This is a genomic window from Streptomyces sp. NRRL F-525, assembly GCF_000716605.1.
Taxonomy (GTDB): domain Bacteria; phylum Actinomycetota; class Actinomycetes; order Streptomycetales; family Streptomycetaceae; genus Streptomyces.
The window spans coordinates 1-20,965 of sequence record NZ_JNXE01000021.1 but is presented as its reverse complement, the minus strand read 5'-3'; the positions used below and the strand labels follow the sequence as shown (position 1 = coordinate 20,965).

General features: G+C 68.9%; 19 protein-coding genes. 13 read left to right on the top strand and 6 right to left on the bottom strand.

The features are described 5' to 3' along the window. Positions 1 to 277: 277 nt before the first annotated feature. Positions 278 to 1,075 carry a sugar phosphate isomerase/epimerase family protein gene (locus tag OO69_RS27590; RefSeq protein ID WP_033283513.1) on the bottom strand — a complete coding sequence of 266 codons (798 nt, stop codon included), beginning with the start codon at positions 1,073 to 1,075 and terminating at the stop codon, positions 278 to 280. After that, positions 1,072 to 1,689 (bottom strand): TetR/AcrR family transcriptional regulator, encoded by a 618-nt coding sequence (locus OO69_RS27585; RefSeq protein WP_033283512.1) that lies wholly within the window; start codon positions 1,687 to 1,689, stop codon positions 1,072 to 1,074. The genes OO69_RS27590 and OO69_RS27585 overlap by 4 nt, the downstream gene beginning before the upstream one ends. Positions 1,690 to 2,108: 419 nt before the next feature. On the opposite strand from OO69_RS27585, the gene OO69_RS27580 reads away from it, so the two are divergent. The 12 genes from OO69_RS27580 (at position 2,109) to OO69_RS52005 (ending at position 14,216) form a co-directional block, all read left to right on the top strand. Next, positions 2,109 to 3,701 (top strand): ABC transporter substrate-binding protein, encoded by a 1,593-nt coding sequence (locus tag OO69_RS27580; protein ID WP_033283511.1) that lies wholly within the window; start codon positions 2,109 to 2,111, stop codon positions 3,699 to 3,701. 10 nt (positions 3,702 to 3,711) lie between these two features. Beyond that, entirely contained in the window at positions 3,712 to 4,656 is a 945-nt protein-coding gene (locus OO69_RS27575) for an ABC transporter permease (protein ID WP_033283510.1), read from the top strand. Beyond that, the gene (locus OO69_RS27570; protein WP_078652582.1) at positions 4,653 to 6,413 is read left to right on the top strand and encodes a dipeptide/oligopeptide/nickel ABC transporter permease/ATP-binding protein; all 1,761 of its coding nucleotides are present in this window, start codon (positions 4,653 to 4,655) and stop codon (positions 6,411 to 6,413) included. The genes OO69_RS27575 and OO69_RS27570 overlap by 4 nt, the downstream gene beginning before the upstream one ends. Continuing rightward, the gene (locus tag OO69_RS27565; RefSeq protein WP_033283509.1) at positions 6,410 to 7,225 is read left to right on the top strand and encodes an ATP-binding cassette domain-containing protein; all 816 of its coding nucleotides are present in this window, start codon (positions 6,410 to 6,412) and stop codon (positions 7,223 to 7,225) included. The genes OO69_RS27570 and OO69_RS27565 overlap by 4 nt, the downstream gene beginning before the upstream one ends. Before the next feature lie 249 nt (positions 7,226 to 7,474). Further along, entirely contained in the window at positions 7,475 to 8,038 is a 564-nt protein-coding gene (locus OO69_RS52010) for a hypothetical protein (RefSeq protein WP_158713422.1), read from the top strand. 516 nt (positions 8,039 to 8,554) lie between these two features. Continuing rightward, on the top strand, positions 8,555 to 8,758 hold the full coding sequence (locus OO69_RS27560) for a cold-shock protein (RefSeq protein WP_033283508.1): 204 nt from the start codon (positions 8,555 to 8,557) through the stop codon (positions 8,756 to 8,758). A 638-nt stretch (positions 8,759 to 9,396) separates the two neighbouring features. Beyond that, positions 9,397 to 9,918 (top strand): hypothetical protein, encoded by a 522-nt coding sequence (locus tag OO69_RS27555; RefSeq protein ID WP_033283507.1) that lies wholly within the window; start codon positions 9,397 to 9,399, stop codon positions 9,916 to 9,918. A gap of 2 nt (positions 9,919 to 9,920) precedes the next feature. Further along, positions 9,921 to 10,301 carry a tail fiber domain-containing protein gene (locus tag OO69_RS27550; RefSeq protein WP_033283506.1) on the top strand — a complete coding sequence of 127 codons (381 nt, stop codon included), beginning with the start codon at positions 9,921 to 9,923 and terminating at the stop codon, positions 10,299 to 10,301. A gap of 167 nt (positions 10,302 to 10,468) precedes the next feature. Continuing rightward, positions 10,469 to 11,122 carry a 2OG-Fe(II) oxygenase gene (locus OO69_RS27545; protein WP_033283505.1) on the top strand — a complete coding sequence of 218 codons (654 nt, stop codon included), beginning with the start codon at positions 10,469 to 10,471 and terminating at the stop codon, positions 11,120 to 11,122. A 1,079-nt stretch (positions 11,123 to 12,201) separates the two neighbouring features. Continuing rightward, positions 12,202 to 13,356, top strand: coding sequence for a cutinase family protein (locus tag OO69_RS49535; RefSeq protein WP_158713421.1), 1,155 nt, complete (start codon positions 12,202 to 12,204; stop codon positions 13,354 to 13,356). A gap of 111 nt (positions 13,357 to 13,467) precedes the next feature. After that, the gene (locus OO69_RS27535) at positions 13,468 to 13,746 is read left to right on the top strand and encodes a transposase (protein WP_051801223.1); all 279 of its coding nucleotides are present in this window, start codon (positions 13,468 to 13,470) and stop codon (positions 13,744 to 13,746) included. A 305-nt stretch (positions 13,747 to 14,051) separates the two neighbouring features. Then, complete coding sequence (locus OO69_RS52005; RefSeq protein WP_158713420.1) at positions 14,052 to 14,216, top strand: hypothetical protein; 165 nt, start codon at positions 14,052 to 14,054, stop codon at positions 14,214 to 14,216. A 146-nt stretch (positions 14,217 to 14,362) separates the two neighbouring features. On the opposite strand, the gene OO69_RS27525 is transcribed toward OO69_RS52005, so the two are convergent. From OO69_RS27525 to OO69_RS52000, 4 genes are all read right to left on the bottom strand, one after another. Further along, a complete protein-coding gene (locus OO69_RS27525; protein WP_033283504.1) occupies positions 14,363 to 16,639 on the bottom strand; it encodes an FtsX-like permease family protein in 2,277 nt (758 codons plus the stop codon). Continuing rightward, positions 16,636 to 17,334 (bottom strand): ABC transporter ATP-binding protein, encoded by a 699-nt coding sequence (locus tag OO69_RS27520; protein ID WP_033283503.1) that lies wholly within the window; start codon positions 17,332 to 17,334, stop codon positions 16,636 to 16,638. The genes OO69_RS27525 and OO69_RS27520 overlap by 4 nt, the downstream gene beginning before the upstream one ends. Then, positions 17,331 to 17,855, bottom strand: coding sequence for a PadR family transcriptional regulator (locus OO69_RS27515; RefSeq protein ID WP_033283502.1), 525 nt, complete (start codon positions 17,853 to 17,855; stop codon positions 17,331 to 17,333). The genes OO69_RS27520 and OO69_RS27515 overlap by 4 nt, the downstream gene beginning before the upstream one ends. Before the next feature lie 264 nt (positions 17,856 to 18,119). Continuing rightward, the gene (locus OO69_RS52000) at positions 18,120 to 18,266 is read right to left on the bottom strand and encodes a hypothetical protein (protein ID WP_158713419.1); all 147 of its coding nucleotides are present in this window, start codon (positions 18,264 to 18,266) and stop codon (positions 18,120 to 18,122) included. Between the two features lie 724 nt (positions 18,267 to 18,990). Between OO69_RS52000 and OO69_RS27510 the strand changes: the two genes are divergently transcribed. Then, on the top strand, positions 18,991 to 20,568 hold the full coding sequence (locus OO69_RS27510) for a hypothetical protein (RefSeq protein ID WP_033283501.1): 1,578 nt from the start codon (positions 18,991 to 18,993) through the stop codon (positions 20,566 to 20,568). Positions 20,569 to 20,965: the final 397 nt, after the last annotated feature.

The window sequence follows — 20,965 nt, the reverse complement described above, 5'->3', positions numbered from 1 at the left end:
CGTCGACGGTGCCACCGCGGGCGGTTCGCACCGGTCGGCGCTTGGCGTACGGGACGTCTCGGCGGCTCCTACCGCGCACCGGTCCATGACCGCCGTGGGATGCGGGGCCCGCCACGACAAGCTGCTGCGCGCAGGCCACGGGTCGCGGGGCGGCGTCCGGGTCCCGCCGGCACATCGAACGCCATAAGCCGACACGATCCGCTCCGAACTCGGTTCAGCACGCGTCGTGCGACGGCCGCCTCGTGTCCTCGGAGGACAACGGCTTGCTGACCGGGTGTCAGGGCGCGGTCAGGCCACCCTCCAGGAGCGCTTGCCGGTTGGCGGCCAGGAGTTCGAAACGGTCGGCTTCGGTCCGGTCGATCTCCGTGATGTGCCAGCGCAGATGGGTTCCCGCGCGCAACGCGGCCGGAATGTCGACGTCACCGGTGCCGATGGGCGTCTGCGGTGCGTCGGGTTTGGCGGGGCCGTCCTTGAGGTGGGCCGCCACGGCGCGTTCTCCGAGGCGCTCCAGGACCTCGGCCGGGTCCTGGCCGGCCACGGCGGCCCAGTAGACGTCGACCTCGGCGAGGATCTCGGGGTCGAGCAGCTCCCAGAGCACGTCGAAGGCGCGGGCACCGTCCGGCAGCCGCACCCATTCGAAGTGGTGGTTGTGGTAGCCGAGCCTGATCCCCGCCCTGGCCAGTTCCCGCGCCGCCGCGTTGAGACGGTCGGCAAGGGCGCGTACGCCGTCGTGGGTCTCCAGGGCCCGTTCGTCGAAGCCGTCGACGAGCCACGGAATCGGCACGAACGCGGTGTCCGTGCCGAGGATGCGGCAGGTCTCGATCGCGGATGCCTGGCTGTCGGCCGAGACGGCGATGTGCACGGAGCCGACGCCGAGGCCGGCCTCGTCCAGGTCCGCGCGCAACGCGCGTGCGGAAGCGGCCAGTTCGTCGGGGTGCGTGTTCCACAGACCCAGAGCGAACGGCTCCACATGGCGGAAGCCGAGCGCTGCGAGGCGCGCGAACGTGCCGGGACGGTCGGCCTGCAACGCGTCGATCACGCTGTACAGCTGGACGGCGAGGGTGCCTGTTCTCATTCTTCGTCCTCCGGTTGTACGGCCTGCGGGAAGGTCATGCGCATAAAGGCCTGGACCGGCCCGACGATGTCGAGATCCTGGTCGAGGAGCCATTGCAGCTGCAGGCCGTTGAGCATGGCCTGCAGCAGGGTGGCGGCGTGTTCGGGGGTGAGCGCCTCGTGCAGTTCACCGCGCTGTGCCTTGCCGCGCATGCCTCGCGCGAACTGGTCGCTTCCCCATGTGTAGCGATGCACGAAGTAGCCGTGCGCGGGATGCTCGGGACGTGAGGCGGCCACCGCGAGCTCGATCCACAGGCGCATCAGCTCGGGCGACTTCTGGTGGTGGCGCAGCAGGTCGCCGAGGTACGGCGCCAGGTGATCCATGTCCGGGACCCTCGACTCGGCGTACCGCCGCTCCTCGGTGTCGCGTTCGGCGAGCACGGCGGCGAGGAGGTCGTCCTTGTCGCGGAAGTGGTGCAGCAGTCCGGCGTGAGTGATGCCGGCCCGTTCGGCGATGTCCCGCAGCGAGGCCATCGTGAACCCGTGTTCCGCGAAGCTCTCACGCGCCGCCCGGACGATCTCCGCCCGCCTGGCCCGAGTCTTGGTGTACGGGCCGCGAGCCCTCGCCTGGGTCACAATGCGCTTCCTCTTTCCGGGTCCCGTCTCACGACTCCAAAAACCTTCCAAGGCTTTAAATTTCGCAGCCTGACCGGATTCTGAGTCGCGACCACGGGGAGCGCAAGAGGCGCGACGCGACGATTTCACGCCAGATAACGCTCTGGTTACGAACGCGGCCTCCACTCTTCCCGCACATCCCGCCGGGGGCTTACCTTCCGATTGAAATTCGACCACGTGGTAACTGTTCGAGTGACGGGACGCACCGGCGGATCCGCAACCGCCGCCAGGACCCCGCCCACCACCGCACGCCTGTCTCGCTCAGGGCTGCGCCGCACGCCCCACCCGTGCGTCGGCCCACGCGTGCACCCGTGCATGTCCGCACAGACGCGCCGACGAAGGCCTCGGCTCTCCAGGTTCCAGGACGAAGGAATCCACCCATGCGCATCGGCTTCTCACATTCCCGGCCCACGCCACGGCCGCGGCAGCGCTCACAGACCCTGGCCGCCGTCGCCGCCACAGCCGTGCTGGCGGCGGCCACGGCGGCGTGCGACAGCGCCCCCGCCACGTCGGGTTCCGGCGCCGGCGCGACCCTGGCGATGTCCATTCTCAGCACCCCCAACTCGTTCGACCCCGCCCAGCTCATCGAGGGCCAGTCGACCTACGTCTGGGACTCGATCTTCGACACCCTCGTGCTCCAGGACAACAAGGGCGAACTCCACCCCGGCGCCGCGCGGAGCTGGTCGTACTCCAAGGACGGCCGCACCCTGACGCTGAAGATCCGCCAGGGCATGAAGTTCAGTTCGGGGGACCCGGTGGACGCGAACGCGGTCAAGGCCACCCTGGACCGGATCCGCTCGACGCCCGGCCAGAGCCAGCTGTCCCTGGCCTCCGTCTCCTCGGTCGAGACCCCCGACGCGTCGACGGTCGTCATCAACCTCAAACAGCCGGACGCCACGCTGCTGGCCTCGCTGGCGACGTCCCCCGGAGTGATCGGCGACCCGAAGACGATGGCGGCCAAGTCCGTCACCCTGAACCCGGTCGGCTCCGGCCCTTATACCCTCGACACAAAGGCCACGGTCAACGGCTCGGTGTACGTCCTCAACCGGCGCGACGACTACTGGAACAAGAAGGCGTACCCCTTCAAGACGGTCAAGATCCGCGTGATCACCGACCCCACCGCGGCGGCCAACGCTCTCAAGGCGGGCGAGACCAACGCCGGCACCCTCGACCCCTCGCAGGTCTCCGCGATCAGGGCGGCGGGCTTCCAGATCACGCATGTGCAGGCGACCGCGGGCGCCTACCTCGTCCTCGGCGACCGCACGGGCAGCAAGCTGAAGCCGCTCGGTGACCTGCGCGTCCGCAAGGCGATCAACATGGCCTTCGACCGGCAGAAGATCGTCACACAGATCCTGCGCGGCTCCGGCAAGGCCACCGACCAGCTCTTCAACCCGAAGGGGAAGGCCTACGACGAGACGCTCAACGCCAAGTACCCCTATGACGTCGCCGGCGCCAAGAAGCTGCTCGCCGAGGCGGGTTACCCCAAGGGCTTCTCGGTCACGATGCCGAGCCTCGTCTTCACCAAGAGTTTCGAGCCGATCTTCACCCAGGCACTCGCGGACATCGGCGTCAAGGTGACCTGGGAGCCGGTGCCCGCGCAACAGACCACCACTGCCGTGGCCTCGGGCAAGTACCCGATGTTCCTGCTCGTGGAGGGTCTCGCCTCCGACCCGGTCATGACCCGCAGCTTCTACACCCCGACCGGTTTCCGCAACGTCTTCCGCTCCACCGACCCGAAGCTGACCAAGCTCCTCAGCCAGGCCTCGGGCGAACTCGACCCGGCCAAGGCCGCGGGAATCTACCGGGAGATCAACGAGTTCGGCGTCGAGAACGCCTGGCTGGCACCCGTCTTCTACATCGGCACCGACTGGGCCACCAAGAAGGGCATCACCTACCTCGGCGACGGCACCTCCACGATGGCCACCATCCGGCAGTTCGGCGAGGCCGGATCGTCGCAGCAGTCCGGAAGGTGAGCAGCCACCCATGACGGTCTTCGTGCTGCGTCGCCTGACCGCGGGCCTCGTGCTCGCGGTCCTGGTGACCCTGATCACCTACCTGTTGCTCAGCACGTCCTTCGACGACGTGGCGAGCAGCGTCCTCGGCAACGGCGCCACGCCTCAGCAGATCGCCGCCCAGAAGGTCCAGATGGGCCTCGACCGGCCCGTCGCGGTCCAGTACGCGGACTGGCTCTCGCACGCCGTCCGCGGTGACCTCGGCGCCTCGTACTTCACCAGCGAACCGGTCCGCTCCGCCATCACCGCCCGGCTCGGCGTCACCCTGTCGATCGTCGTCGTCGCGCTGCTCGCCACCTCGGTCATCAGCGTCGCCCTCGGTGTGGCCGCCGCCGCGCGCGGCGGCGCCGTCGACCGGTTCGCGCAGGGCGCCGCGATGATCGGCTACCTCGTCCCGAGCCTGCTGGTCGCCATCGCACTGGTCTACGTGCTCGCCATCAAGCTGCACGTGTTCCCGGCCACCGGCTACACGGACTTCAGCGAGAGCCCGGCCCGCTGGGCCAGTTCCATCGCCATCCCCGTGATCGCCCTGATGATGGGCGGCGTCGCCAGCCTGACCTCACAGATCCGCGGCGCCATGATCGGCGAACTGCGCAAGGACTATGTGCGCACCCTGCGCACCCGGGGCATCCCCACCCGCTCCATCGTGCTGCGGCACGCCCTGCGCAACGCCGCGGGACCGGCCCTGACGGTGCTCTCCCTGGAGTTCATCCAGATGCTCGGCGGTGCGCTGATCATCGAGCAGATCTTCGCCCTGCCCGGCTTCGGCCAGTACGCGTTCAACGCCTCCCTCCAGGGCGACGTGCCGATCATCATGGGCATCAGCCTGTTCGGCGTGCTGCTCGTCGTGGCCGTCAACCTCGTCGTCGACCTCCTGGGCGGCTGGCTCAACCCGAAGGCGAGGATGGTCAGTTGACCACAACAGGTGCGGAGATGCGCCGCAGGTCGACCCTGCGTCGCCTGCTCGCCGACCCTCAGGCCGTCGTCAGCGCGAGCCTGCTCATCGTCATCGTCCTGCTCGGCCTGCTCGCCCCCGTCCTCACCGACCACGGCGCCAACCAGACGAACCTCGACGCGGTCAACGCCGCCCCGGGCGACCACGGTTACCTGCTCGGCGGGGACAAGAACGGTCGCGACATCTACGCCAGGCTCCTCTTCTCCATCAACACGAGCACGGTGTCGGCGCTCATCGGCGCGAGCATCGCCCTGGCGATCGGGATCACGTCCGGGCTGATCGGCGGGTACTTCGGGCGCCGCGTACGCGGAGTCACCGAGTGGCTGTTCAGCCTGATCATGACGTTCCCCGGGCTGCTGCTGCTCATCGTCCTGATGCCGGTGACCAAGGGCGACTACAAGGCCACCATGCTGATCTTCGGGGTACTGCTCTCCCCCGGCATCTACCGCCTCGTACGCAACCTCGTCCTCGGCGTGAAGAACGAACTGTTCGTGGATGCCGCCCGGGTCTCGGGCCTCCCCGACCGTCGCATCATGCGCCGGCACGTGTTCACCGTGGTGCGCGGACCGGTGATCATCGCCACCGCGTTCCTCGCCGGGTCGTCCATCGCCGTCCAGTCCGGCCTCGCCTTCCTCGGCGTGGGCTCCAGCACGGTGCCCAGCTTCGGCGCGATGATCTCCGACGGCTTCACCAACCTGTACGAGGAGCCGCTGCAGTTCCTCTGGCCCAGCCTCGCACTCGGAATCATCACCGCCTCACTCGTGCTCCTCGGCAACGCGCTGCGGGACGCCCTGGAAGGCGGGCGTCCGAAGCCGTCCCGGATCGTCACAGCCACCTCGTACCGGCCGCCGCCCGCCGCCGAGCAGGCCGCGTCCGCGCTTCTCACCGTCGAGGACCTGGCGATCGCCTACCCGACACCGACCGGCGAACTGAAGGAGGTCGTCAGCGGCGTCACCCTGAGCGTCGCCGCCGGGGAGACCCTGGGCCTGGTCGGCGAGTCCGGCTCCGGCAAGACACAGACCGCGTTCGCCGCGCTCGGAGTACTGCCCTCGGAGGCCGTCGTCACACGCGGTTCGATCCGGCTCGACGGCCGCGAGTTGCTCGGCCTCAGCGAGCGCGAACTGCGGGCGGTGCGGGGAACGTCCATCGCCTACGTCCCCCAGGAGCCGATGTCCAACCTGGACCCGTCCTCCACAGTGGGCGCCCAGCTCCTCGAAGGCATACGCGCGGCAACACCCATGCCACGCGGCGAAGCCCGCGAGCAGGTCCTCGCACTCCTGGGCAGGGTCGGCATCCCCGACCCCGAGCGCACCTTCCGCTCCTACCCGCACCAGATCTCCGGCGGCATGGCACAACGTGTCCTCATCGCGGGCGCCGTCGCCGGCAAACCCCTGCTGCTGATCGCCGACGAACCGACCACCGCCCTCGACGTCACCGTCCAGGCGGAGATCCTCGACCTGTTGCGCGACCTCCAGAAGGACCTGAACATGGCGGTCCTGCTCGTGACCCACAACTTCGGCGTGGTCGCGGACATCTGCGGCCGTGTGTCCGTCATGCGGGACGGAACCGTGGTCGAGACCGGCCCGACGGACGAGTTGTTCGCCGCGCCCCAGCACCCGTACACACGCAAGCTCCTGGACTCGATCCTCGACGACACCACGCTGCGCACCGACCCGCCGGGCATCCCCGCGGGCGCGCTCGAAACGGAGATCCGATGACGACACTGCTGGAGGTGAGCGACCTGCGCATCACCTACCCCGGGCGGGGCTTCCGCGCCCGCCCCCACGAAGTGCTCCACGGCGTGTCCCTCACCGTGGGAGAAGGCGAGACCCTGGGCGTCGTCGGCGAATCGGGTTCCGGCAAGACCACCATCGGCCGGTCCGTACTCGGCCTCGTCCCACCCAGCGCCGGCGCGGTCCGCTTCCAGGGCAACGACATCACCCACGCCGGTCGCAAACAGCGCCGCGCCCTGGCCCGGGACATCCAGGTCGTCTTCCAGGACCCCTACTCCTCCCTCAACCCGGCCCTCACCATCGGCGACACCCTCAGCGAACCACTGGTCGTGCAGGGCACCGCGCCCGGTGAGGCCCGCCACCGGGTCGCGGAACTGCTCGACCAGGTGGGACTGCCCAAGGACGCGTCGCAGCGGCTGCCGCGGGAATTCAGCGGCGGCCAGCGGCAACGCGTCGCCATCGCCCGCGCCCTCGCGCCGGCCCCACGGCTCATCGTCTGCGACGAACCCGTCTCCGCACTCGATCTCACCACCCAGGCCCGCGTCCTCGACCTCCTCGTCGACATCCAGCGGCGCACCGGCGTCGCCTACCTGTTCATCTCCCACGACCTCGCGGTCATCCGGCACGTCAGCCACCGCGTGAGTGTGATCCACCGCGGCGACATCGTCGAGACCGGACCGGCGGGCGCTGTCACCACGGCCCCCGAACACCCCTACACGCAAAGGCTGTTGCTCGCAGCGCCAGTCGCAGACCCGGCAGAACAACGCCGACGGCGCGAGGCGCGGCAACGCCTGTGACCATCTCGCCGCACCGCATCGCCGAGTTCCGGAAGACCTGAGATGAAATGAGAAACGGGCCCGCACGCCGAAGCCTCGCTCCACATCGCTCGCCATGCATCACCGGGTGGGCGCCGTGGTCGGCGAGCGCATCTGGAACTTCGCAGCGTTGGCCACCCGGCCCTCGATCATCCGGGCCGACGGCAACGAGGGCCGAGGGGGACCATCCCTGATTCCCGGAAAACCACCCTCGAAAGAATCGCGCCCCCCGTGACCACTCCCGACCGCACGATACGCAACCCGCCCTACATTCCCTACCGTTACCAGGACATTCGCTTCTCCAGCATGGTCAGGGGCATCAAGATAAGCGAACCGCGACGCAGCGTGCACCGCGAGGCCGCGGATCCGTCGGTCGTGCGATACCGCAACCGCTACTACATGTTCGTCTCGATGTCCGCAGGGTTTTGGCACTCGGCGGAACTCGTGCGGTGGGAGAACCTCGCGACATCCAAGCTGCCGGCCCTCGACTACGCGCCGGGTGTCCGGGAGATCGACGGAGCGCTCCACATCAGCGCGTCCCGCAAGGATTTTGGGACTTCACCCCTGATGGGAATCATGTCCGAGTCGGAGGATCGCAAGGATCACTTACTCAAACAATCAACGATATTCATTCGCCTAAAGGACATACAAAGGGGAAGGGTAGGTGCCGACCTGCATGAATCCCCTGCTCGACCGCGCGTCTGGCCTGTTCCGGGACGTCTTACGCTGAGCCCATCGCACTTTCCGCATTCGCACAATCGGTGCCCCCGGAAAGCGCCGAGAGGCGGTGCGTGAGCGGCTGCCCCGTGTTTGGCGACTGCGCAGCGATCCGGGTCAGTCAGTCACCGCTTCGTTCGCACCGTCCTCCGGGTCATGGCAGGGGTGTGCGACTGCATCGCCGGAGTAGTCGCTCCCCTGGACGTTCACGGCTACCCCACCCTGAACCGGACGAAGCAGCATGAAGATCGACAGTGACGTTGCGTACGCGACCACAAGAAGTGGACCAGAACCCACAGCCAGGGAGACCGCAAGCAGCGGTCGGTTGCCCGTGCTCCGTACGGGGGACGGACGGCGGCCCGGCCGGAGTCCTGCGCCGGGAGCACCCTGCCGCCGACGTGCGGCTCCAGATACGCCGACCGGAACCGACCACCCGGGCCCCGCAGTTGGGCGACGTACTCGGATCGGCTAGCTTTTGATCAGCAGTCATGGTTCCGATGCACCGCTCGACCAGCAGTCGCAGGACCAGGGCGATCACCTCCACCCCCAGGGGTGCGCGACCGATGCGCATCCCGTCCTCGACCAGGGAGCAGCATGGCTACCGGAACCGTGAAGTGGTTCAACTCGGAAAAGGGCTTCGGCTTCATCGAGCAGGACGGCGGCGGCGCCGACGTCTTCGCCCACTACTCGAACATCGCGTCCTCGGGATTCCGTGAGCTCACCGAGGGCCAGAAGGTCGAGTTCGACGTCACCCAGGGCCAGAAGGGCCCGCAGGCCGAGAACATCAGGACCATCTGACCCAGCGCACCACAGGGCGCTCCGTACCGCACCGGTACGGAGCGCCTTGCCGTCCGGCCGACGTCCGGGGCCGCGGCAAGTACCCCCGCCTACGCGCCCGGCCGGATGGCCCCGGGCGCGCAGCTGAGTGCCCGATCAGGCAGACAGACCGAGAGGGCCCGGGGACGGTCACCGCGCCGGGTCTGTGTCGCCGCCCGTCGCCGGTCGGCGCATCGGGTCCCCACCTCTCCGGGCTCTGGCCCGGTCCGCGGGGCGCAGCCGCCCTGCCGTATCCGACCGGGCAGGGGCGCTAGGTGTGGCCAGTGTGAGGGCTGCCGTGGGCGATCGGCGGCGTGCTCGATGACGCACACCCCCGAGCGTGGGACACAAGTCTGGTCCGAGACGACACGCCGGGGCCGGTTGCCCCCGCCGCCGGTGGATGACGACCAACTGTCAGTGAGAAGCGGCCGCTGTCCAGTTCGTGCCATCGAACCCTGACTCACCAAGTCAGCGCCTCTGTCCGACAGTTCACCCGATGGAAGGCATCTCCGGCCTTCACTCGGCATCGCCGGGTGGGCGCCCATACAGTCTGCGTGCTGTCCGGATGGGGCGGCGTCTGTCGCTGACACATGGAGTGGGACGTGAGGTCTTCAGGGCGTATGGCTGTCTCGGCAATGGCCGTGGCCATGGCGGCTGTGGGAGTGGGAAGTGGTGCCCCCGCATCCGCCGCCCCCGCGGCGACGCCGTCGTGCAGCGGGGCGGAGTGCGGCAGCCTGAAGCCGACCAGGCTCACGGCCAGCCAGGCCAGTCTGAACGTGACCCAGATGCAGTTGGAGAACATCAACGCGATGGCGTCCGACGCGGTGACCGGGGAGCCCCTTCGCGGCGCGAAGATCGTGTTCGCCACCATGGGCGGCAGAACCCTGGGGACGGCCTACACCGACTACGACGGCATCGCCGCGATCGCCGCTCCGGAGAACCTGGGCCCCGGAACCCTCCAGGAACTGCTGGGCGGCTACGAAGCCGCCATGATCGGCGACGGCGTTCACGCCCCGGCCGGAGCCCACGGAGCGATCACGATCGGCACCGACCAGGGCCCCGGTCTGCCGGGCAACCCATGCGCCGTCTGCAGCGACCGCGCGCTCAAGCAGGACGTGGTCCCGGTCGACTGGAGCCGGTAGCGGTGCGTATCTTCCGCCGGCGGTCCCGGGCGGCCGACCCCGCCGTCCCGGCACGGGTTCGGGCCGGGACGGGAGAGCGCAGCGGTGTGGCGCCGGTCGGCCCGGTCAACGGCTACGCGGTCCTGGAGACGGTGGCCGCGCTGCCCATCAGTACCTGGCGCTACCTGTGGGAACCCGAAGACGTGCGTCATCTGGGGCCGATGGCCCAGGACTGGCAGGCCGCTTTCGGCTTCAACCAGGACGACACCACCATCCCGGTCGTCGACAGCCTCGGTGTCGCCCTGGTGTGCATCCAGGCACTGCACCGCCGGGTGGAAGAGCTCACGGATGAAGTGGATCGTCTGCGAGAAGCGGCGAGCGTGTTCACGTCTGGGACTGCGTGACGACGCCGGACGGTCTGCTCTGCCACTCCAGCACGCGGCCGGGGAAGGCGGTCCCCGCCGCCCCCTCGTCGCGATCCAGAAGGCACAACCCCATGACAAGGCAGGACACCGTGGCACGACACGACACTGTGACGGCACCTTCCCAGGCAACGGATCCCCCGTCACCGGTGTGCACGGACGCGGTCTGGCGGCTTCCGGTGACGGTCTGCCGCATCACCCAGTTCCTGGGCGAACAGGCAGCCGGCGCCTTGCTGGAGCGCGCGATCGCCTCCGCCGACGACACATTGAAGCCCTCCATGATCCGCGACCACGAGGTGGTCCCCGACTTCCGCCGGTCCCGCTCGCGCCACGACTTCGGCGCGCCTGAGCTGCTGGCGGCCATCGACGAGGTGCTGGAGGCGGTCGAGCACACGCTCGGAGTCTCCTGCCGGCACACCGAACCCAGCTACAGCCTCAACGCGCACAACGACGGCGACTTCTACCGGCCGCACCAGGACACCAGCGTCGAGTTCACCCCCCGGCGTCTGCTCACCTTCGTGTACTACCTGCATCGCACCCCCCGGCCCTTCGACGGGGGCGAGTTGCGCGTGTTCGACGCGGCTCTGCCGCTGCACACCGAGACAGCCGGGAGATGGCAGGAACGCACCTGGCGGGACTGGGAGCCCGAACACGACAGCATCGTGTTCTTCCTCCCCACCGCCTGGCACGAGGTACGGCCGGTCAGCTGCCCCAGCAAGCAGCACGCGGACAGCCGTTTCGCCATCAACGGCTGGCTGTGCAGCCCCGACCCCGCCAACCGCGAGACTGACACGAGCCCGTGAGACGCATCGTCGCCGAGCCCAGCTGACAGGTATGCCTGGTCGCCGGGTCGGCGGTCGCGGCGGACAAGACTCCGCGGCCGCCAGTGCGAGCGGGTGATCTCCAAACCACCGACCGCCTGACCGCCTTCGTCCGCGTAGCCCCCGAGCCCCGGGAATCCGGGAAGATCAGTGGGAACCCGCGGCGCCCACCACGCTGCAACCACCGTCTCCAACACGGCTACTACGTTTCGGAGTTGCTCGGCATCGGGCACTGCGAGGAGCCACGCCAGTCCTATGAATGCAAACGGGCCGAGGGCAAGCGTCACACCCGGGCCGCCCTCACCTTCGCCCGCCGCTGCGTGAACGTCCTGTGGGCATTCCCCAGGTACGGGCGGCACTACGAGCCACCACCTCCTACCGCTCGTACGGCTTGTGGCTCTGCGTAGCCCGGCTGACCAGTGAAGACATCCTCGGCGTCCCCCAAACCGATGAGGGGCGTTTCCGGACCCCGCGCCGACAGTGCTATGAGTCGCGGCTTCCGAATTATCCGCAGAGTCCGCCGCCCGCCCCTACCACGCCCGCGAAGGCCACCTCCATGTCCCCCGCACACACACCGAAACGATCAAGCTGGGCGGAGCCGGCGACAGCGGCCAGGAGACGGTCGTCAGACCCGGCGCCTGGATCGACAACACCCGCCGCTGCGGCCAGGCGGAGCGCTGAACGCCGCGCCGCGTGGGACGAGTTGGGCATGCGCTGCTGAGCGCGGCCTCGCGGGGCTTGCAAGTCGTTGTGCGGGGCGCGCATCTGATGCCCGTTCCCCTGCGGACTTCCGCCACCCCGCAGGTCCCGCTGATCACGTGGTCCGCTGCTGGAAGCGACAGCCGTGTGTGAGCGGGGGCTGTTGAGGACGTTTCGATGGTGTTCGAAAGGGTGGATGGCGTCCACGGGCGACACCTACGGTGTGACGCACATTCGACAGCTTTACGGGGGAACGCATGACGACCGAGGCGGTCTTAGACCGAAACAGCAGACGGGACGGAGGGGGCAGACGGCGTCTGTGGGCACTCGTGCTGGCCCTTCTGTCTGCCTCCGCGCTGGCCATGAACCTGGGCAGCGCACCGGCGGCACACGCCGACTACCCGGGCCCCAATCCGCCGCAGGCGCCCGCGGACTGCGCCAAACCGTGGGTGATCCTTTCCGCGTACGGGACAGGCGAGAGCACGGACGACGGGCACCCCAACGGCACCGTGGGCGTCAACAGCACCTACATCACGGCCCTGAAGAACTCACTGTCCAAGGCCGGTGTCGCAGACGGCGACATCGCCGTACGGAATCTGTACTACCCGGCGTCCGCGGTGGACTGGCCCTGGGCTTACGGCCCTGACGACTACTGGACGTCCATGGGCAAAGGCCGGGACAAACTCGTCCAGGAGATTGCGTTCTACGCCTCCTGCCCGAGCCGCCCGACACTGATCCTGCTCGGCTACTCGCAGGGCGCCCAGGTGATCAAGAACACGATCGCGCAGGACGCGGTCAAGGGGAACAAAACCAATTCCGACGAGGTCGGCGCCATCGTCAACATCGGTGACGCCTCGCGCTACAACGGCCAGATCGGGATGGGGCAGAACGGGCAGATGCTCACCCTCAACCCCGACTACTCGGACGGCTCGGCCGAGGCGGCGCGCGGAGGGCTGATGCAGCGTCTGGCGGTGCCCGACGTGTTCGCGGGATTCCTCGGCGACGGGCGGTACTTCGACGTGTGCCGGACCGACGACGCGGTCTGCAACGAACAGGCCTATCCGGGCTCCGACGAGTGGCTGGACCGCTGGGTGGGAGACTTCGGCGACAGCGCGATCGGGAGCAACGCCCCGCACGTGATGTACCGGAACAACGGCCTGGACCAGAGCCCGGCGGACAAGGTGAAGGCCACGGCCGTGGCGGCCCGGGTCGCCGACCGGGCGGTCAGCGCCGCGGTGGCGCAGCGCAACGTGGTGCATCCGCCGCCGGACACCCCCGAGCACGTGTGGGCCACCAACGTCAATGTCCGCGCCGAGCCGACAACGGAGTCCGGCATCGTCACCGTGATCCCGGCGCCGACCACCGTGTATGTGCACTGCCAGAAACACGGGCAGTCAGTGACCTACGGCGGCATCACCAACGACGCCTGGTCGTATCTGCCGCAGCAACAGGGCTGGATCAGCAACATCTTCCTGTCCGGGCCGGCCTGGATGCCCGGCGTGCCGGAGTGCCACTGAGTTGTGTACCCGTAACCGCCGGTCCCCGCCGCAGTGTGCGGCGGGGACCGGCGTGTCGAGCGCAGCGAAGCTTACTGACGGCGACGGCAGCAAGAAGGCGTCTGGGAGCAGATGTTGACGGCACTGCACGAGCCCGAGCAGGCGCAGTCCGGCCGTGATCCCACTCGCAGTGCCGCCATCGTGGACAGCCAGAGTGTTCGGACCAGTGAACGCGGTGGCCTGCATGACCACGGCGGCTGCGAGGAGGCCAGCGGCATCAAGCAACACCTGCTCATCGGCACCCGTGGCACCGTCCTGGTCACCTGCGTGGGCCCGGCCGACGTCGGCGACCGCGATGGCGCTCCGGTGCTGTTCTCCCGAGCCGCCGATGCCTCCACCGTGAAGCCATGACCTGCGAGCATCGTGCGGAAAGCGCGCCGTACCACAAGGAGAAGCTCCTGCTCGGACTGCCCACCGATGACGGACCCGATGAACCACTCTGCCGCAGCACCGGCGCCAACTCCGCATGCACCTGGCCGTCCTGATGACGGAGGCACACGATCCGATGACCCCGCGCCCGCACCGGGACCGCGCCGCCACACAGGCCGACCAGGTCGTCGCGGTCATCGAACAACACGAGACGTCGCAACGCACTGACCCAGCGCCACCTCGACGTCAAGACCGACTTCTACGCGCAGGTCAGGGCCCGCGGACAGATGCCGGACTCCGAGATCCGCCTGCGCAAGCAGTTCGTCAAGCCGAAGGAACTCCATGCCAAGGACGCCACACAGTTAACGCAGATGCGGGCGGACGTCGATCACCTCGCGCGCGCCGTCAACCAACTGACCGTAGAGAACCGGCAGCTGCGCGGTGCGCTGTGACAGCCCAGCTCCCCCAGTGGCCGATCTTCGATTGTCCGTCCGCACGAGCAGGACTCGCAGCGTTACGTTCGCCTCCTTCCTCGCCCTGGTCAGCGGCTTGGTGCGCGCGACCACGAACTCGTGGTCCGAGCCGTCCGCCGCTCCTGCTACTCGTTGCGTGCTGTTTCAGGTCCCGTGATCCGCCTGAGCAGCGGCATCGTGGACGCGATGACCGCCAGCGAGGCGACGAGTCCGGCGAGCACGATCACGTAGTACTGGATTCCGGGTGCCCGGATCGAGTAGTTGAACTGTGCCTGTACGAAGAGTTGGGCGGCCAGGAAGCCCATTCCGATCGCGACGACCGCGACGGCCAGGAGTGGGACCGCGCTCTCCAGCAATACCACCCGCCGCAGCACCCCGAGTTGTGTACCGGTCAGCCGCAGCAGGCTGAAGGGGCGCTTGCGGTCCCGCAGGCCCCCGGCCACGCTCACCGCCAGGCTGCATCCGGCGATGGGGAAGCTGACCAGGATGACCACGTTGGCCAATTGTTGGTATCCGGCGAGCTGCGCGCCGCTTTGGGCATGGTCCTCGCGGACGGTCCAGGGGACGTCCTGGCCGGGATACGTGGTCGCCAGGATGGTGCGCGCACGTTCGATCGTCGAGGTCGATCCGTCGGTGGCCACGACGATCTCGTGGGCCGGCAGGCGGGCGAGTCGCTGGGCGGAGATGCCGGCGGCGGGCCATGCCGTGGGCCAGTGCTCCCAGGAGTAGGTGCCGAAGGTGCCGTAGTCCCGGCTGACCGACGCCGCTTCGGCTCCGGGGGCGCAGGCGCTGTGGGCCGGCATCTTCGCGAGCTCGGCGCAGGAGGCCAGGCCGGCCACCGGCGGTTTTCCGGAGCCCTGGGGGCCAGCCCAGGCTGGGTCTGCGGTGCCAAGCGGGTTCGTGTGGATCGTCAGCACGCCTTTGACACCCGGTACGGAGTGCAGGTCACTCAGGACGGCCGGCGAAAGCGGGGGCACGCCGGCTTCGCCCTCCTGGACGTAGTCGGCGACCAGGGCGCCGGCGATCGCCGGGGTGCCCTTCGGGATGCCGCGCTCGGCGTCCAATGAGCCGATGATCCCGACGGCGGTGCTGGTGACGCACAGGGCGAGGACGAGTCCGCTGACCGCGCGGAAGCCGGCCCTCGGGTCGTCCGCGAGTCGTCGGCCCGCGACGAGCAGTGCTGGCCGGCTGGTGCGCCGGGCCAGGACACGGGCTCCGGCCATGGTCAGCCAGGGTCCGGCAATGACGAGTCCGGTGAGGACCAGGAGGATTCCCCCGACGAAGACCCAGATCTGGCCGTTGGTGCTCCTGGGAACCCGGCCGATGACGTACGAGAGTTCGGCGATGCCGGCGGCCAGCGGGATCAGCCGGTAGACCCGTGGCGGGCGTGGTGTGACGCGGCGGGTGACCCCGAGCGGGGAGACGTGCACCCGGCGCAGGGCGATCCGTGCCGCGATCGCGGCCCCCACCGGGACGGCGAGGGAGACGAGCAGGATGTCGCCGGTCCGGAGCGTGAGGTCGCTGGTGAAGTACGGCGTACGCGTGAGGTTGACGGCCGCCAGCTGTGTACGGAACAGGTAGAAGAGGCCGAAGCCGACGGCGGTGCCGATGACCGCGGCGACTGTCGATTCAACGGCTGAGATCAACGAGATCTGCCCCGGGGTGGCGCCCACCAGGCGCATCGCTGCGAAGCGCTGCTCGCGGCGGGCGGCCGCCAGCCGGGTGGCCGTGCCGATGAGGATGAGCACCGGGAAGATCAGGGCAGTGCCCGCGACGGAGAGGATGAGCTTGATCCCCTTGCTGTCGATGCCCGCCCTGACCGTGCAGTTGGTGCCGTTGCAGTTGCTGGGAGTGACGGTGGTGATCGAGGTGACCCGGGTGGCGTCGTGCTGCTGCGCGAGCTGGTCGGGGCTGTGGCCGACGATGATGACCAGGGAGTCGGGGCCAGGAAGCGCCGCCTTGCCGACCGTGCCGACCTCGTGGCCGGGGTACCGGTCGGCGAGTTCGGCGGCCGGGGTGGCGTGGAGGAGTTCACTGAGGGCCGGTGAGGCGTAGTACTCCCCCGGTCCGGGCAGCTGCGAAAGGCCCGGTGGGAGCGGGGAGTTCGGGCCGGTGGCGGCGATGTCGACGCGACCGATGATCTTGCCGTCGAAATGGTCCGCCCTCAGCAGCCACCACAGCGGGTCCGTGTCCGCCTTCGCTTCCGACCTGCTCGATGCGCCCGTGCCGGAACCGGTGTTGAGCCAGGCGTTGCGGCTGTTCTGGATGGCGGTGGCGTTGATGGCCGCCAGGATGCTCAGCAGCAGGCCGACGCCGAGGGCGACGGCGGCCGCGATGACCGCGAGGCGGGCGGCTGCCTCCCTGCCGCCGCTCAGGGTCAGGCGCAGACCGAGGCGGATCACGGAGTGAGCCGTTCGACGAACAGCGGCGTCACCTTGCCGTCGCGGACGATGACTTCGCGGTTCGCGAAGGCGGCCACCCGCGGCTCGTGGGTGACGAGGACGACGGTGGTGCCCTCCTCCCGTACGGAGGTGACCAACAGGTCCATCACGTGCTCACCGGTGAGCGAGTCGAGCGACCCGGTCGGCTCGTCGGCGAACAGCACCCTGGGCCGCGAGACCAGGGCTCGGGCCAGCGCGACACGCTGCGCCTGCCCGCCGGAGAGTTCGCCGGACCGGCGCCCCTCAAGACCGTCCAGGCCCAGCCGCCCGAACCACGGCCGGGCCTCGGCCAGCGCGCTCGGCCTGCGGGACTTCGCGAGCAGCAGCGGCAGGGCGACGTTCTCCTCTGCGGTCAGCTCGGGGACGAGCTGGCCGAACTGGAAGACGAAACCGAAGTGATCCCGGCGCAGCGCGCTGCGCTCGGGCTCGCGCTGGCTGTCGACGCGGCGGCCGTCGAACCAGATCTCGCCCGAGTCGGGTACGAGGATCCCTGCCAGGCAGTGCAACAGCGTCGACTTGCCGGAGCCGCTGGGGCCGGTGACGGCCAGGATCTCGCCGGCACGGGCGCACAGGTTCGCGCCCTGCAACGCGGGCGTCTGCCCGAACGACAGGACAGCCTCTCGCGCTTCTACGAGGAAGCCGTCGTCCGCACTCATGAGCGCACCTCCGCTGTCAGGGCGTCGAGCCGCGCCACGGTCTGTTCCATCCATCGCAGATCGGCCTCCAGGTGGAACACGCCGTGATCGGCCAGCAGTGAGTCGATCGTGCTGCCGGTACGGCGCAGTTCGGTCAGCTCACGCATCCGCTCCATGTGGGCAGCGCGCTGGATGTCGAGGTAGACGCGGGGGTCGCGCTCCAGCAGCAGCGCCAGTACGACCTTGGTGAACAGCACCGTCTGCAGGTGCGGTTCACCGTCGACCGGCTCGGTCAGCCAGTTCTCGACCTGCGTGACCCCCAGCTCGGTGATCACATAGCGCTTGCGATCCGGCCCCGAACCGGGCCCGGTATCGCCGACCTCGACCTTTCCGTCACGGGCCAGGCGCCCCAGGGTCGAGTAGACCTGCCCGGCGGGCAGCGGCCTGCCCCGGCCGAAATAGGTGTCGTAGTCGCGCTTGAGGTCGTAACCGTGGCTCGACTCCCGTTCGAGGAGTCCGAGGAGTGCCAGAGGGACAGTCATACCTCAGTATCTACACTCAGTATCTAGTGGCGTCAATGGACGCCATGACCCGATACCAGGCTGGGATTACCGAAGACACCGACGGTCGGCCGGCGGATGCGACCCCTGGAAGCACACGACCGCCAGGGTGGGCAGGCCGGTGCGATCACCTCTGGACGCAGCTCTCACCGAGCGTTCTCGTGCTGCGGCTGCTGATCACGGGAGCGGCCATAGCCAAGGCCAACCGTGGACGGGAGGGAAAGAAAGGAGCCGCGGTAGGTCTCATTAGGGAACGCGCAGCAGATCGGGACTCGCCGCGGTGAGGTTGTCTTCCGCGAGGACGTCCCGGGGCAGACTGCCGGGTGCGCTCATCGTGCTGATCTCCTTCGAGGCGTCGGCACTTCGAAGATCAGCCGGTGGCCGTTCATCCATGCGGGCAACTTCCCAATGCGGGAGCAAACCCCTGGACCAGGTCGGACCCGTACACCACTTCCTTGGACGCAACCACGACGGCGGTGATGCGGAACAGACCTCACGCTGTCCGCCCCGCCTCGTCCAAACAGTGGGGCGAACAACACGCAGGCGCGGGCGAGTTACGGAATGATCGCGCCCTCCGGACCGAGCGTCGGCACCGTACAGGGCGGCCTTGCCCGACCTCAACTGGTTGACCTCTGCGGTGGACGCGCGTCTGGCGCCGCGCCGGGCGACCGGCAGCAAGCGTCGCTTCGCGTTCCCCACTCGGATTCCGGCCCCTGCGGCGGGTTCTCCCAATGTATTCCGGTGAGCAGCACAGAGAAGATCCCGCGGCTCTCCCTGACACAATCCACGGCGACGTACGCACCCAGGACCGAACACTGCACCGTTCACCCAACACTCAAGCAGCCTGCGCCTGCCCATGCCCTCTGACCAGAGAGGCGCTTGACCGGTACGAAAGCAGTGAGGGCGAGATCCCCACCTGGCGCTCGACATCCGCGGCAAGTGACCAAGTACCTTACCTCACTGCCCTGTTGATGCCCTTTGGGGCGCAACTCGTGGGCGCGCAAGGCCCGTTGTCAGTGGATGCCGGTACGTTTTGCAGGCGTCGCGGGCCGCAAGGCCGCACCACGCACATCTCGACCGGTAACCCCGGTACACCCCGTACGACGTAGGGACACGCATGGAACCCGTATTCGCCGACTTCTCCACCAACCCGGCCCAGCTCTCGAACGCAGTGGTCACCCACCACCGCTGCGGCATCGCTTCCTCACACCTCGCGCTGGGTGCCGGCGGCCACATCAAGGTGGACTTCACGGTCGACGGACGGGAGGAGAACGACGAGGCCGTCGTCACGGTGACCGTGCTCGGAACGAGCGCTCCCATGGACGTCCTGCTCAACGGCAAGACCCTCGCGGAGCAGTTGGCGATACCGGCGGACGGGGCGTACAACGACCCGCAGGACATGGTCCTCCGTGCGCCGGGGGAACTCCTGGCCACCGGTGCCAACGTTCTGGAGGTACGCAGCCCGGAGGGCTCGGACGCACTGCTGCGGCTGCGCGCCGTCACAGTGACCGCCGCGCACGAAAGAGACCAGGCGGAGCGTGCCATGGCGGCCCGGGCGGCCAACCGGTCCGTCATCACCTTCAACGCCGAAGTCCGTGCCCCCGGCGCCACCGCCTGGCAGCCCGCGCCCCGGCTGCTCGTCCACATCGACATGGGCGAGCGTGCCATGCCCGCGCACCTCGCCTGGCGCGGGGCGGACGGCTCGGAGGCGGCGATCGGGCTGCGCGCGGACCTGACCGGTTTCCTAGGACACCGCACGACCGCCGACGGCGCGGTCACCGAGTACCGCGGCTCCCTCGCCAACCGCTGGACCTACCCCGAGGGCACGACCGCGGCCCGGCTGCACCGGTTCTCCACCGAGGAGGGGCAGGACCGCACATGGTCCCCCTCCGGCGAGCTGCGGTTGCTGCTCGACGACGGAGGGGCGCCCGTGGAGCGCGCGTCCTGGACCGACCGGCGAGGCACCACCGCCTCGGTCGTTCTGAGCTCCGCCGACAGGCCCGACGTGCGGAAACCCACCGGTGAACTGCGGGACATCACGCGTACGGTCGTCGGCATCGAAGCGAGCGACGAGTTCGACGCGGCGGGCGAGGTCGCGGAGAATCTGCTGAGCAAGTCGCGGAGCAAGTGGCTGGGGGACGGTGACTCCGCCGTTCTGGACTTCGCCCTTGAGAACCCTGCCGCCGTCGCCGTTTACCGGCTGACCTCGGCGAACGACGCCCCTGAGCGGGATCCGGAGGAGTGGGAACTCCAGGGATCGCACGACGGCGGTCACTGGACGACCGTGGACTCCCGCACCCGCGAGCACTTCAGGCAGCGATACGAGACGAAGGAGTACTCCGTCGTCTCCCCCGCGCCCTACGCCCACTACCGTCTGAGCATCACCGACAACCACGGCTCCGAGCAGACCCAGCTTTCCCGGGTCCAGTTCCTGGCCGCCGAGTCCACCGCCGGGCCGGCACACGGCGCCGCCGACTTCACCGGCTACCGCACTTCGGTCGGGGGCGACCCCGTTGGATACCGGGGTACGGCCGTCCCCGGCCCCTGGTCCGACACCCCCAGCGGGCAGGAGGACCAGGAAACAGGGCAAGCCTTGCAGAGGCTCCTCGCCGGTGACCTGGGCGAGACGGCCCGCGGCCTGGACGAGGCCGCCCGGCTCATCGGCAAGCTGGCGGCATACCTACAGAATTCCTGAAGCCCCGGCACCGCACCGGCGCGTTCGAGGAATCGTCGCCGTCACCGTGACCGATTGATCAGGCCGCGGGCAGTGTGGACAGACACTCGGCCGAGGCTGCCCGGCCGAGCGTGCTGCACACACAGGGCAAAAAGTGCCACTCCGTGCCCCGACCCAGCCCAGTACCGAAACGTCGTCCACCGCGAACCGCCCACGGCTGTAGGTGATGGCACTCTTGCCACTAGAATTGACACCATGACTGCCATCACCCTGCGGATCCCCGACGCCATGGACAAACAACTGCGCGACGCCGCCGCCGGCGCCCCCTCCCTCAACGACTACATCGTGCGAGCCGTACGACGACAGATGACCCTCGATGCCGCGCGCAAACTCGCCACCATCACCCCCCTCGACCTGG